This is a genomic window from Kitasatospora sp. NPDC056181 (assembly GCF_042266225.1).
Classification (GTDB): Bacteria; Actinomycetota; Actinomycetes; order Streptomycetales; family Streptomycetaceae; genus Kitasatospora.
Genome location: NZ_JBHJUK010000006.1, coordinates 14,631 through 28,697, shown reverse-complemented (window position 1 = coordinate 28,697; position 14,067 = coordinate 14,631). Strand labels below are relative to the sequence as shown.

9 protein-coding genes are annotated in these 14,067 nt (G+C 74.3%); all 9 read left to right on the top strand.

What is annotated here, in order from left to right; genetic code table 11:
* Window positions 1–82 precede the first annotated feature (82 nt).
* The 9 genes from ACFC1F_RS04550 (at window position 83) to ACFC1F_RS04510 (ending at window position 13,991) form a co-directional block, all read left to right on the top strand.
* Window positions 83–1,216, top strand: a complete 1,134-nt coding sequence (locus ACFC1F_RS04550) for a hypothetical protein (protein ID WP_376155610.1) — start codon at window positions 83–85, stop codon at window positions 1,214–1,216.
* Window positions 1,213–2,142, top strand: coding sequence for an SDR family oxidoreductase (locus tag ACFC1F_RS04545; protein ID WP_376155609.1), 930 nt, complete (start codon window positions 1,213–1,215; stop codon window positions 2,140–2,142). The genes ACFC1F_RS04550 and ACFC1F_RS04545 overlap by 4 nt, the downstream gene beginning before the upstream one ends.
* Window positions 2,139–3,584: a trehalose-6-phosphate synthase gene (locus ACFC1F_RS04540; RefSeq protein ID WP_376155608.1), complete on the top strand. Its 1,446-nt coding sequence runs from the start codon at window positions 2,139–2,141 to the stop codon at window positions 3,582–3,584. Before ACFC1F_RS04545 ends, ACFC1F_RS04540 begins: the two co-directional genes overlap by 4 nt.
* Entirely contained in the window at window positions 3,577–4,842 is a 1,266-nt protein-coding gene (locus tag ACFC1F_RS04535) for an aspartate aminotransferase family protein (RefSeq protein ID WP_376155607.1), read from the top strand. The genes ACFC1F_RS04540 and ACFC1F_RS04535 overlap by 8 nt, the downstream gene beginning before the upstream one ends.
* The gene (locus ACFC1F_RS04530; protein ID WP_376155606.1) at window positions 4,842–5,843 is read left to right on the top strand and encodes an alcohol dehydrogenase catalytic domain-containing protein; all 1,002 of its coding nucleotides are present in this window, start codon (window positions 4,842–4,844) and stop codon (window positions 5,841–5,843) included. Before ACFC1F_RS04535 ends, ACFC1F_RS04530 begins: the two co-directional genes overlap by 1 nt.
* 104 nt (window positions 5,844–5,947) lie before the next feature.
* A complete protein-coding gene (locus ACFC1F_RS04525; RefSeq protein ID WP_376155604.1) occupies window positions 5,948–6,652 on the top strand; it encodes an HAD family hydrolase in 705 nt (234 codons plus the stop codon).
* Window positions 6,653–6,703: 51 nt separating this feature from the next.
* A complete protein-coding gene (locus tag ACFC1F_RS04520) occupies window positions 6,704–7,624 on the top strand; it encodes a phosphotransferase (RefSeq protein WP_376155602.1) in 921 nt (306 codons plus the stop codon).
* 199 nt (window positions 7,625–7,823) lie between these two features.
* Window positions 7,824–10,622 (top strand): AAA family ATPase, encoded by a 2,799-nt coding sequence (locus ACFC1F_RS04515; protein ID WP_376155601.1) that lies wholly within the window; start codon window positions 7,824–7,826, stop codon window positions 10,620–10,622.
* Between the two features lie 666 nt (window positions 10,623–11,288).
* Window positions 11,289–13,991, top strand: coding sequence for an SdrD B-like domain-containing protein (locus tag ACFC1F_RS04510; protein ID WP_376155599.1), 2,703 nt, complete (start codon window positions 11,289–11,291; stop codon window positions 13,989–13,991).
* Window positions 13,992–14,067 lie beyond the last annotated feature (76 nt).

Sequence of the window (14,067 nt, the reverse complement as noted above, 5' to 3'; positions counted from 1 at the left end):
ACCGGATCGGCCCGGCAGGTCCTGTCGACGGTGGCGGGACGCCCTCTGAGCGGACGGAACGCCTGTGCGGCGAAGTGGCGGAGTGCTCGGACTGCTGGCGCCGGCCGTCAGCTGGGGTCTGTTCTGGGGTGCCTGGGCCGCGCTGCTCCCCGGGATCAAGGCGGAACTCTCGCTGAGCGACCAGCAGCTCGGACTGTCCCTGTTCGCGATCCCCGTCGCCGCGGTGCCGGCGATGCTGCTCACCGGGCCGCTGGCCCACCGGCTGGCGCAGTACACCCTGCCCGTGGTCACGGCGCTCTTCGGCGTGGGCGTTCTGCTGGTGGGGCTCGCCGGGTCGCAGGCCGCCTTCGTCGGCGCCCTGCTGCTGCTCGGGGCGTCGAGCGGCGGCGTCGAGGTGGGGCTCAACGCGACGCTGGGCGCCCAGGAGGCCAGGGACGGCCGGCGGCTGTTCAACAAGGTGCACGCGGCGACCCCGTTGGCGATGGTGGTCGCCGCGCCCGCCGCCGGCCTGGCGCGCTACCTCGGCGCCTCCCCGGGAGCGGTGCTGACGGCGGTCTCGGTGCTGGTCGGCCTGAGCGCGGTCCTCGCGATCGACCGGCGCGGCTGGGAGGAGCCGCCGCCCGCCGCGGACCGGCGTCGGCAGATGACCGGGCTCCTGCTGGCACTCGGGGCGGTGGGCGCCGTCGCGCTCCTGATGGAGAACAGCGTGGAGCAGTGGGGTGCGATCCACCTGGTGCAGCAGCTCGGCGCGGGCCCGCTGCTCGCGAGCCTCGGACCGGCGGCCTACATGGCCGGACTGTCCGCGGGGCGCATGCTCGCCCAGTGGCAGGGGGCGAGACTGTCGGACGGCACGCTGGTCTCGGTCGGGGGAGCCGTCGGCGGAGCCGGTCTCGCCGTCGGCGCGGCCGCCTGGAACGTGCCGTGGGCCGTGGCGGGCTACGTGGTCGCCGGGTGCGGACTGGCGCCCGTGGTGCCCACACTGCTCTCGGCGGTCGGACGCAGCGTCGAGCCCGGGCGGCGCGCACGGACGATCTCCGCCGTGACGACCGTGTCCTATGCCGGATTCCTGGTCAGTCCGCCGCTGGTCGGCACCCTCGCCGGCGCGGTCGGCCTGTCCGCGGCGCTCGCCGCGGTGGCGCTCGGCGGGGTGTTCGTGGCGGCGGGTGGCCGGCTGCTGGGCCGGCTCCCGGCAGGCCCGACTGGAGGAGACGCATGACAGGCAACCGGCTTCCGGCAGGCGACCGGCTTCGCGTCCTGGTCGTCGGCGCGGGCTACCTCGCCGGCCGGGTGGGCGAGCGGCTCGGCGCGCTCGGGCACGCCGTCACCCTCAGCTCGCGCCGCCGGCCCGCCACGGCGCAGGCCCGGCGGCTCGGCTGGCATCCCGTCGACGTGGGGGACCGCCGTTCCGTCCACGCGCTCTTCGCCGCGACCGCACCGGACGCCGTCGTCGTCGCCCACGGCCCGTCCGACATCACCTGGTGCGAGGCCAATCCCGGGCAGGCGATGGCCGCCCACCGCGGCGGCGCCCGGTACCTGGCGGAGGCGCTCGGGAGCCGCAGGGCGCTGCTGATCTCCACCGACAACGTCTTCCCCGGGAGCAGGAGCAGCTACGGCGAGTCCGACCGCGCCGAGCCCGCCAACGCGTACGGCCGCGCGAAACTCGCCGCCGAGGACACGCTGCTGGCCACCGGCGACGTCCTCGTCCTGAGGGTGAGCCTCGTCTACGGTTGGGACCGCGACGGTCTGCGGCCGAACTTCTTCACCACCTGTGCGCAGCAGTTGAGCAGGAGCCGGCCGGTGGCCGTACCGGACGACCACTGGAACAGCCCGGTGCTGATCGACGACGTCGCCGAGTGGACCACCGCCCTGCTCGGGTCCGCGCACACCGGCGTCGTCCACCTCGGCGGGCCGAGGAGGGTGAGCAGGCTCGCCTGGGCGCGGCACATCGCCGCGTGCTGCGGCCGGGACCCGGCCCTGGTCCGCACCCTGCCGAAGCACAGCACCGTGTACGCGTGCCGTCCGCGCAACGCCTGCCTGCACAGCGAGCGCGCCGCGCACCTGCCCGAACTCGCGGGGCTTGACCCGGTGGACGTGCTCGAAGCCAGCAACAGGCTCATCGCCCAGGAAGAGGAGAGCCGATGACGGAGCATCAGATCTATCTGGCCAGCAAGCGGGCCGCGGTGACCTACGCACCCGACCCCGGCACCGGCGAGTTGCGTCCCTGGCTCGCACCGGGCGGCACGGGGAACGTGGTCGCCGAGCAGGCGGGGGTGCTCGACGTGTCCTGGATCGCCAGCGCCGACACGGACGACGACCACCGGGCCGCCGCCGAGAACCCGGACGGCATCGGACTCGGCCTCGGCTCCGGCCGGCGGATCCGCGTCCAGTTGCTGCGCCACGACCGCAGGACCTTCGAGGTGGTGCAGAACCTCTTCACCGCCGAACTGCTCTGGGCGGCCAACAACCACGGCTGGGACTCCTGGACGACGCCCACCTTCGACCGCGGGACGTACCGGGCGATGGAGTGCTTCGACGAGTTCACCCGCGACTTCGCGGACGCGCTGCTGAAGAGCTCGGCCGGTTCGCCGGAGCCGCTGTACCTGGTGCACGACTACCAGCTCGTCGGCGTCCCGCGGAGGCTGCGCGAACAGCGGCCCGACGCGCCGATCCTGATGTTCGTCCACATTCCGTGGCCGTCGCCGGACTACTGGCGCGTGCTGCCGAAGCGCCTCCGGGTCGGCCTGCTGGAGGGCATGCTGCCCGCGACCACGATCGGGTTCTTCGCCGACCGGTGGTGCCGCAACTTCCTCGACTGCGTCGCCGACCTGATCCCCGACGCCGAGGTCGACCGGGAGCGCGGCCTCGTCCGCCGCCGGGGCGTCGTCACCCGTGTCCGGACCATGCCGCTCGGCTACAGTCCGCTGACCCTCGCCGGCCGCACCCCCGGGCTTCCGGACGACATCGCCGCCTGGGTGGGCGACCGACCGCTGGTCGTGCACAGCGGACGGACCGACCCGATCAAGAACGCCGAGCGCGCCGTGCGGGCGTTCGGGCTGGCGGTGCGCTCCGACCCGAGGCTGCGCGGCACCAGGATGCTGGTCCGGATGAACCCGAACCGGCTCTACGTCGGGGCCAACGCCGACTACGTCCGCCGGGTGGAGGCGGCCATCGCGGAGGTCAACGCCGATCTGGGCGCGGACACCGTGCGCCGGCACTGCGACAACCACGTCGAGCACACCCTCGGCAGCTTCCGGCGCGCCGACCTGCTGGTGTTCAACTCCACGGTCGACGGGCAGAACCTGAGCGCCTTCGAGGCGCCGCTGGTCAACGAGCGCGACGCCGACGTGGTGCTGTCCGAGACGTGCGGCGCGGCCGAGGTGCTCGGCGACGTCTGCCGCACCGTCAACCCGTTCGACCTGGTCGAGCAGGCCGAGGCCATCGCCGCCGCCCTGACCGCCCCGGCCGCGCTGCGGGCCGAGGCCGCCGGGCGCCGCCGTGAGGCCGCCGAGCCGTGGACCCTGGAGGCCTGGGTGCGCTCGCAGCTCGACGCCCTGGACGCCGATTCGCGGGGCCGTCATGAGTGAGGTCGCGGCCGACCCCCGGCAGGTGGCGCAGTACCGGCTCGGTGACGCCGTGCTGGTCCGGGGCGAGGGCGTGCGCTGCTGGGACGATGCGGGCCGGGAGTACCTCGACTGCGTCTCGGGCACGTTCAACCTGCTGCTGGGCCACGGCCATCCGGAGGTGGTCGCCGCGATCCGGGCCCAGTCGGAGGAGCTGCTGTTCGCGGGCTCCTCGTTCCAGACCGAGGCGACCAACCGGGTGATGCGGGAGCTGGTCAGGATCAGCCCCGCCAATCTGACCCGGGTGAACCTGCGCAGCTCGGGCGGCTCCACGGCGAACGAGGGCGCGGTCAAGATCGCCCAGCACCACACCGGGCGGCGCGACGTGATCGTGCCGTTCCGCGGCCACGTGGGCCAGACGCTCGCCGCGGCGGGCCTCAACGGCACCAGCAGGATGCGGGCGCCCTTCCCGTACCGGTTCCCCGGCGGGGTGCAGGTTCCCGGGCCGTACTGCTTCCGCTGCTTCTACCGGCAGACGCCGGACGTGTGCGGGATGCTGTGCGTGCAGCGGATCGAGGACTTCATCGACTACGCCAGTTCCGGCAGCGTGGCCTGTGTGATCATGGAACCGATCAGCGGAGCGGGTGGCAACGTCGTCCCGCCACCGGGCTACCTCCAGGAGCTGAAGGCGTTCTGCGACGCCCGTGAGATCGTCCTGATCTTCGACGAGATCCAGACCGGGTTCGGCCGCACCGGTGAGATGTTCGCCGCCGACCACTTCGGTGTGCAGCCGCACGTCATGACCCTCGCCAAGGGACTGACCGGCAGCGGCCTTCCGCTCGCCGCGATCCTGACCGAGGAGCGGATGGCCGACTGGGACCGCTCGTTGCACGGCTTCACCTACGGCGGGCACAACCTGTCGGCGGCCGCGGCGGTGAAGACCCTGGAGATCGTGCAGCGGCCCGGCTTCCTGGAGAACGTCCGCGCCAGCGGGGCCGTCCTGCTCGACCGCCTGCGCGGGCTGCAACAGGACCACCCGGTCATCGGCGACGTCCGCGGCCTCGGCCTGATGCTGGGGGTGGAGCTGGTGGAACCCGACGGCGGCAAGGCCGTCGCGCGGGCGCACGCCTACCACCGCGCACTGGAGGGGCGGGGCGTGCTCACCCGGGTCTCCGAACACGGCCTCGGCAACGTCATCGAGGTGCGCCCGCCGCTCGTCCTGACGCCCGCCGAGGCCCATCTGGTCGCGGACAGGTTCGGCGAAGCCCTGGAAGCCCTCTGATGCGGGTGGTGTTGGAGCCGGGCGGGCCGAGGTTCGACCCCGGTCCGCCCGAACGCCCGCCGGGCGAACACGCGGTGCGCGTCCGCATCGAACTGGCCGGGGTCTGCAGGTCGGACCTCAAGGAGGTCGCCGGAAGCCGGTACGGCGTGAGCCAGTTCGGGCACGAGCTGGTCGGGGTGGTCGAGGAGTCCACGCTCCCGGGCCTCCCGCCGGGACAGCGGGTCACCCTCGACCCGAACGTCGCGATCGAACGGAGCACGGGCTTCGCCACCACGATGTGGGCGGCCGGCCCGGCCGACCGGCTCGGCGCCGCGCTGCCGGCCGTGCAGCGTCACATCCCGGCGCGCACGCTGGTCTTCACGGAGCCGCTGGCATGCGCCCGGCACTGTCTCGCCAGAGCCGCCCGCCACCTGGACCGCGACCTGGCCGGCGTGCGGCTCGGCGTCCTCGGGGCAGGAGCCGCCGGCGTGCTCATCGCCGCCCTGGCCCGGACGATGGGCCTCGACGTCGTCCTCACCAATCGGACCCCGGACCGCCGGGCTTTCCTGCGGGAGCGGGGGATCGTCGACGTCCCGATCGTCCCGACCGCGTCCGTACCGGCCGGTGCACTGGACGTCGCCGTCCTCGCCACCAGCTTCATCCACCCCGACGTCCTCCGTGAGGCGCTGCGGATGACCACGCGGGGCGGCCTGCTCCTGCTCTACGGCGGTACGGCGCCCGGCGACTCGCTTCCGGGCCTGGACTGCGACCTGGACACGGTACGCCGCCGCGAGGGCATTGTCACGACCCGCTGGCAGGGGAGGGAGGTCCGCATCGCGGGCACCTACGGCACCCTGCCCGCGGACTTCGAAGCGGCCCTCGGCGACCTCGCCGGACCGGCCATCGCACCGCACCGCATCGAGCGCATGATCGCCAGGCAGGTCGGCCTCGTCGAGCTGCCCGGCCTCCTGCGGGAACAGACCACCGGCCGCCACCTCGGAAAGACCCTCGTCGTGCCGTGACGCACCCGCACCGCCCGGCCGCACGCGCGGAACGCGCACCGGCCGCACCGGCCGCACCGGCGGCGGAGAACACCGGCGGACGACCTGAAAGGACGGTGTCGAGCATGGCCAGGATCCGCGCACTGGCGCTGGACTTCGGCGACACCCTGGCGCACCCGGGCCCGCAACCGGACGGGACCACCGTCGCCCGGGTCCTGCACGGCCTCGGCACGACCGTCGTGCCGGACGGCTTCCCCGACGCCTTCGACCTGGTCAGCCGCCGGGCCCGGGAGGAGGACCGGGCACACCTCACCCAGAGCCGGTTCACCGACCTGCTGCGGCGCAGCGCGCACGCGTGCGGGGCCGTGATCCCCGATCCGGGGGCCGCGTACGAGGCCGTGTTCACCGCGGTGCCCGATGCCGAGGTGGACCCGCGGGCCGCGGACGCGCTGCGTCGGCTGCACGGGCGCGGGCTGGTGTGCGTACTGGCCTGTGACACCCGACGCCCCGAGAGCGTGCGCCGCCGCACCCTCCGGGCGGCCGGCATCGCCCACTGCTTCGACGCACTGGTCCTGTCCAGCACCCTCGGGGTCCGCAAGCCGAACCCGCTGTTCTACGACGCGGTGGTGAGCGCGGCGGGCTGTCCGCCCGGGAACGTCCTGTTCGTCGGGGACAACCCGGCCAAGGACGCGATCGGGCCGGTCGGGTCCGGTATGCGTGCCGTTCTGGTCACGTCGGCGCCCCGGCCGGACGACCTTCCCGGGGGCACCGGGGTCATCGGGCACTTCGCCGAGCTGCCCGGATACCTGGAGCACACCGGTGACCTCTGACCGGACGCGCCGGGACGCCACCCGTCCGCCCCACCGGGGAACGGACCGCCGATGACCTGGGACTGGACGGAGCTGCCGGGGGACGTGCGACTGGCCGTCGAAGCCGCGATCGGCAGGCCGGTGACCGGCACCGAACCGGCCACGGCGGGAACGATCTCCGACTTCGCGGCGACCCTGCGCACCTCGGACGGCGACGTCTTCTGCAAAGCCGTGCGGACGGCGAACCCGCAGGCCTGGAAGCACCGGACGGAGGCCGAGGTGCATCCCCTCCTCCGGGGAGCCGCCCCCCGGCTGGAGTGGCTGGTCGAGACCGGGGGATGGCTGCTGCTCGGATTCGAGCACCTCCCCGGGCACCACGCCGATCTGCGCCCGGGCTCCCCCGACCTGCCGTCGGTGGCGGCCGCCCTCGCCACCCTCGTCGAACGGCTCACCCCGGCGCCGCCCGTACCGACGCAGCCGTTCGCCGCGCGGCTGGCGCAGCGCCGGCTCTGGCGCCTGATGGCCGAACACGACCGCGACCGGCTGGACGCCTGGGCGACGGCCCGCCTGGAGCAGCTCGTGCGGATCGAGGCGGCGGCGCCCGGCCTGGTCGACGGCGACACGCTGGCCCACACGGACCTCTCCGCCGGCAACCTCCTCGTCCACGAGGGGAGGGTCCGGGCCGTCGACTGGGCGTGGCCCGCCCGTGCCGCCTCCTGGACCGACACCGCGTCGCTGGTGCTGCGCCTCATCCACGAAGGACACAGCCCGCGGCAGGCCGAGGAGTGGGCCGGTACGGTCCCCGCCTGGAGCACGGCCGGCCCCGGGGCGATCACCGCCTTCGCCGTCGTCATCGCGGGCGTGCGCGAACACCGGAGGCGTCTCGGCTACGCCCCGCACCTGGACGCCCTGGCCGCCGCGGGCCGTCGGTGGGTGGACCACCGGCTGGAACATGAGGGCCGCCGGCCGCGCACGGCCGACGCCGCGGGCTGACCGCAGGGCAGCGGTCGAGCAGCTCGACGGCCCGGAAAGGGCCGGCGGAGCCGAGTCCGCCGGCGTTGCGGCGAGGGCGGCGAGTCGCGGCGCCACGGCCGCGGCCGGACGGATTGTCAAGCCGGCACCGGAGCGCCCCGTTCAGCAGTAGCCTCGGGATCGGTAACGACGGCCGTGGACGAGCGAGTTGGAGGCGACGGTGGCCGAAGGGGAGTCCGCGGTCCGGGGTGACGGCGGGGCCGGCGGGGAGGGCTGTCCGCTGCACGAGCGCGAGGCCGAGATCCGGTCGGCCGGTCAGGCGGTCGGGGCGCTCACCCGGCCCGCCGGTAGCGGGATCGGGGAACTGCTGGTGTACACCGGTGCGGCGGGGCTGGGCAAGACCGCCGTGCTGACCGAGGTGCGACGGGAGGCGAAGCGCGCGGGCTGCACGGTGCTGTCGGCCCGGGGCGGGGAGCGGCAGTGCCACGAGCCGTTCCACGTGGTGCGCCAGCTGGTGCAGCCGGTGCTGGCGGCCCTGTCCGGCGAGGAACGGGCGCAGGTGTTCGGGCCCTGGGAGGACATCGTCGGTCCGGCCGTCGGCCTGATGCCGCCCGGAGGGCAGCTCGACCCGCAGGGAGTGCGCGACGGACTGGACTTCGTGCTCACCCGCCTGGTGCAGCAGCGCTCGCCGGTGGCCGTGATCGTCGACGACCTGCACTGGGCCGATCCCGAGTCGCTCGGCTGGCTGGCGGGCCTCGCGGTGCGCGCACGGGAGCTGCCGGCCCTGCTGGTGTTCGCCTGCCGCGACGAGTTCCCCGACGAGGCCCTGGCGCTGCAGCGCGGCCTGGTCGGCAGGGCCGACCGGCGGCACGAACTGCGGCCGCTCCAGCCGGCCTCGGTCGCGCACCTGGTCCGCGCGGCCCTCGGCGCGCAGGCGGAGGACGTCTTCTGCCGCCACGTCTGGGCGGTCACGGCCGGAAACCCGTACGAGACCACCGCCCTGCTGCGCGAGGTGCTCGACCAGCGGCTCGACCCCGTCGAGGAGAGCACCGGGCAGCTGCGCGAACTCGCCGTCGGTGCCCGGGGGATGACGCTCCGGCACTGGCTGGACAAGATCGGCCCGACCACCGTGCAGTTCGCCTGGGCGGCGTCCATGCTGGGCACCGACATCCGCCCGGACCTCGCCGCCGCCATCTGCGCCCAGGGCCCGGACACCGCCGCCGAGTCCGTCCGGGAGCTGCGCCGGCACGGGGTCCTGACCAGCACGCCGGGAGGCCGGCTGGAGTTCGTCCACCCGCTGATCGCCACCTCGGTCTACCAGTCGATGCCGCCCGCCACCCGCACCGGGATGCACGGGGTGGCCGCCGTCGAGACCGAGAACGCCGGCCTCGGCCTGCTGACGGCGTCCCGGCACCTGCTGGAGACCCTGCCCGAGGGCGACGGCGAGATCGTGGGCAAGCTGCGCCGGGCGGCCCGCGAGCACCTGGCCATCGGCGCGCCCGAGGCGGCCCAGCGCTGCCTGCGCCGCGCCATCAGCGAACCGCCCGCCGACGAGGACCGGGCCGCCGTGCTCTACGAACTCGGCTGCTCGGCACTGCTCACCGACCCGGCGACCACGGTCAACCAGCTGCGCCTGGCACTCGCGGACCCGTACGGGCTGGGCCCCGAGCTCCGGGTGGACGCGATCTTCCGGCTCGCCCAGGCCCTCGCCCACAGCAACCGGCTCGGCGAGGCCGCCGCGGTGTGCGCCGAGGAGGCCGCCCGCACCCTCCCCGGCCCGGGCCGCCTGCGTCTGGAGGTCGCCCACTTCATGTTCGCCGCGTTCCAGTTCGAGGACGAGGACGGTCCGGGCCGCTCCCGGAGGCTCGCGGAGTTCGACCGGATGCTCGAAACGGTCGGACTGGCCTTCAGCGACACCGGGGCCGGCGGCTCGGCCCCCACCCCCACCGGCACCGGTACCGGCGCGGACGGCGGACCGGCCCCGTACGAGGGCGTCTTCGAACACAACGGCCTGGTCCATGCGGTGGCCGTGCTGCGCTGCTGGGACCTCACGCTGCGCGGGGTGGACCGCGAGGAGGCGATCGCCCTGGCCGAGTCCGCGCTGCCGGACGGCCGCCTGCCCCGCAGTCTCGGCTGGACCAACACCACCTGGGGTTTCGAGCTGCCCGGGATCCTCGGCATCAGCTACCTCTACGCCGACCGGGTCGACCGGGCGGAGGAACTGTTCACCGAGGCGGTCCGTGCGTACGAGGTCGCCGGGTGGAGCGGGGGCCACCTCGGCTTCGCCTACCTGCTCACCGGCATGCTCCGGTTCCGCTGCGGCGCCCTGGCGGACGCGGAGGACTACCTGCGCCGGGCCCTGCGCATCGCCGAACGGATAGGCCCGGGCGTCCCGCTGCACTGGGACGCGGTCGGGGCGCTGGCCGAGACCCTGGCCGCGCGCGGCCGGCTCCCCGAGGCCCTGGAACTGGCGCGCGAGCACGCCTTCGGCCCGCCGTACCCGACGGTGATGGTGCTGCCCGACGCCCCCACGCTGTACGGCCGCCTCCTGCTGGCCCGGGGCGACGCGCCCGGCGCGGCCGCGACGCTGACCGCCGCCGGCGCGGCCCTGGATGCGCGCGGGTGGCGCAACACGGTGTGGGCGCCGTGGCTCGGGCACCTGGCGCGCGCGGTCGCCCCCGACCAGCCGGACCGGGCCCGTGACCTCGCCGAGGAGGGCGTCCGCCGCGCCCGGGAGTCCGGGACGGACTCGGCCGTCGGCAGCGCGCTGCGGCTCTGCGCGGCGGTGCACGACCGGCCGCGCGCGGCCGGGCTGCTGGCGCAGGCCGTCCGGCACCTGGAGCGGTCACCCGCCCGGTACGAGCACGCGATCGCCCTGGTCGACCTGGGTGAGGCGCTGGGCGCCGCCCCGGCCGCCCGCAGCGCCCTGACCCGGGGGCTGGAACTGGCCGTCCGGTGCGGCGCCGACGGCCTGGCCGCCCGCGCTCGCGACCTCCTGCACACGGGCGCGGCGGGCTGAGGCGGGGCTCAGGACGCCGCCGGCGCAGGCGGTGCCGGCGGCGTGTCCGACGTGCGGTGAAGTCGGCGCGGGTGGTTCGACCAGGACCGGTCGGGCCCGCTCGAACATTCGACATGCCGTGCTCCCGGAGCGGGGGAGCGTCGAACCGGCGGGCCCTGCGCGCCCGTGGCCTTTCGGCCCGCTTGGCCCGGGCATTGCCAAGCCGTGAAAGTCGCCGGCCCGGGGGCGCGCGGGGCAAGGGCCCGCGCCGGGGTTTCGACCCGGGATCCGCCGCCGGGCGGTCGGCACGCAACGGGTCCGGAACGCGTCTGCTCCGGCGGTCCCCGGAGGCGGCGCTGTCGCGCAAGTCGCTTGTGGTGGCAGCGGGTTGGATCACCCTGCGGGGGCGGCCACCGCGGGATGCCTGGCCTGATGTCGACAGATCGCTGATTGAGCGTCAACGTTCAAGTTCTGCTGCGAACTTGTGCGATGCCCCTTTAAGCTCCCGTTAACAATGGCGGCTTTTCGCCACTCGCGGACTCCCTCAAGAGGTCGGGCGACAGGCCCAACTGGACGATGAGAGCAGGGATGACAACGACAACTGGGAAAACAGCCGGTGCCGCGCGCGGCCCGGGCCGGCGCCGAACGGGTGTGCCGGGCAGTCGCACCCTCGGCGGTGCCGTGGCCATGGCCGTCGGGATCGGCGCCTGTTCGCTGGCGGTGGCCCCGTCGGCCTTTCCGCTGTCCGGCGACGGGACGGTGACGGTCCGCGTGGTGCGGGCCGTCGACACGAGCGGGGTGTGGACGCCGGCGCTGGAGCCGGGCATCGCCGGTGTGCAGGTGAAGCTCACCGACGACGCCGGGGCCGGCATCGAGGGTGTCACGGCGGCCGACGGCACGGTGAAGCTGGCGCCGGGCGGATCGAAGCTGTCCGGGGGCAAGTACCGGGTGCAGGTGGTGAATCCGAAGCCGGGGGTGCTGTTCCCGGCCTTCGCCTCGCGGCAGGGGCTGGACGGTGCGCCGAACCAGCTGAGCAGCAACGAGGAGTTCGTGGACCTCACCGGCGGGAAGGAGGTGGCGTTCACGACCGGGCTGTGGAGCCCGGGCGACTACTGCCAGAAGAACGCGCCGCTGGTGACGACCTGTCAGCCCACCACCCGCGAGGGCGGGACCCAGCGCACGCTGGTCTCCTTCCCGTACAGTGCGCGCGGTCAGGCCGGCGTGGACGCCAACGTCACGAACATCGCCACCAACGCCGAGACCGGCACGCTCTACGGCATCGCGTGGAACCGGGCCGACCGGAGGGTGTTCTCCTCGGCGGTCGCCAAGCGCAGCACGGACTACGGCCCCGGCGGCGCGGGCGGGATCTACGTGACCGACCTGGAGGCGAAGCGGACCACGCTGTTCGCCACCGTCCCGGACGCCGGTCCGACCGCCCACGGCGGCGGCACCGACGACGCGTTCGTCGCGGCGCCGGGCAAGGAGAGCCTCGGCGGCATCAAGGTCACCGACGACGGCAAGGACCTCTTCGTCGTCAACCTCAACGACCGCAAGCTCTACCGCTACGACGCCACCGTGCCCACGGCCGCCGCTCCGAGGGCCTCCTACCCGATTCCGGACCCGGGCTGCCCCGCGGCCGGCGACTGGCGCCCCTTCGGCCTCGGCCTGCAGGACGGCACCGGTTACCTCGGCGGCGTCTGCTCGGGCGAGTCGACCGGCAAGGCCTCGGACCTTCGAGCCGTGGTGCTGCCGTTCGACCTGGCCACCGGTGCCTTCGCGCCGGCGGTCCTGAACCAGCCGCTCGACTACCCGCGCGAGTCGACCGTCGGAGGGGGCGCGTGCGAAGGGCGCGGCTGGTTCCCGTGGACCAGCACGTTCCCGACCTCGCAGAACGGCCAGCCCTGCACGTCCTACATGGCCCAGCCGGAGCCGGAGTTGGGCGAGGTCGCCTTCGAGTCCGACGGTTCCATGCTGCTGTCCTTCCGTGACCGCTTCGGCGACCGCGCACCGGCTGGTGCCACCCCGGGATCCGCCTCCGTCGTCATGTCGGGCGGCGACCTGAACAAGGCCTGCCCGGCGAACGGCACGTACGTGATGGACACCAACAACGGTTGCGGACTGTCCCCCCGGGGCACCCGCTTCTTCGACACCAGCTGGGGCGGTCACCACAACACGGCGTTCGCCGGCATGGCCCTCTCCAAGGTCGAGAACACCATCGCGACCTCCGCCTTCGACCCCGACCACACCGCCTTCGGCTACGGCACGTCGTTCCTCCAGCGGAACGGTACGCAGGACCCGAAGTTCGGCCTGCGGCTCAACCCGGCGGGCGCCGTCGCCCCGTTCGGCAAGGGCGCCTCCATGGGTGACCTGGAGGTGCTCTGCGACCAGGCGCCGCTGCAGATCGGCAACCGGGTCTGGTACGACCCCGAGCGCAAGGGCGTCCAGAGCCCGGGCCAGCAGCCGGTCCCCGGTGCGACCGTCCACCTCTACGACGAGTCGGGGAAGGTGGTCGCCACGACGAAGACGACGAAGCGCGGCGAGTACTACTTCGACGACTCCAACGTGCCCGGCGGCCTGAAGCCGAGGACGAAGTACACCGTCCGGATCGACGAGCCGGCCGACTACGCCAAGGGCGGCCCGCTCTACCAGTGGGTGCCCACCGACCACGACGTCGGCGACAACCACTTCGTCGACTCCAAGGGCGTCGTCCCCTCCGGCGGCAAGTACCCGGAACGGGCCCTGACCACCGGCGGACCGGGCGAGAACGACCACACCTTCGACTTCGGATTCCGCCGGCAGGACGGCGTGTTGCGCCTGGTCAAGCACGACCAGGACGGCAAGCCGCTGGCGGGTGCGACGTTCCGGCTGTGGCAGGAGACGAACGGCACGGACGGGTTGCAGGCCACCGGGGCGAAGCCGGACACGCCCGTCGGCGAGCCCTGTACGACGGGTGCGGACGGCGTCTGCCAGGGCAGCGGCACGCCGGGGACGTACTACTGGCAGGAGGTGAGCCCACCGAAGGGCTACGCCGCGCCGGAGAACCCGGTGGCGGGGCCGCTGGTGCTCACCTCCGACAACCTCGACGCCGGGGTCTCGGTGACGGCCGTCAACCGGCTCATCCCCACCCCGACGCCCACTCCCACCCCGACGACGACGTCCACCCCGACGCCGACGACGCCCCCGACGACGCCCCCGACGCCGCCGGACACCCCGGGCGGGCCGGACACCCCGGCCGCACCGGTGACACCGCGCCCCGCGCCCGGCTCGCACCTGGCCAGTACCGGTGTGGGGCAGGGGATGTCGATGGCCCTGGCCGGTGCCGTGGTGCTCACCGTCCTCGGCACGGCCTTGCTGGTGACGGCCCGTAGGCGAAGGGCCCGGCAGCAGTAGCCGCTCCGGCCCTCCCACGGGGGCCGGTACATCGGGCGGGGTGGCGGCCCACCCGGCCGGGGACCCCCCCCCCCCG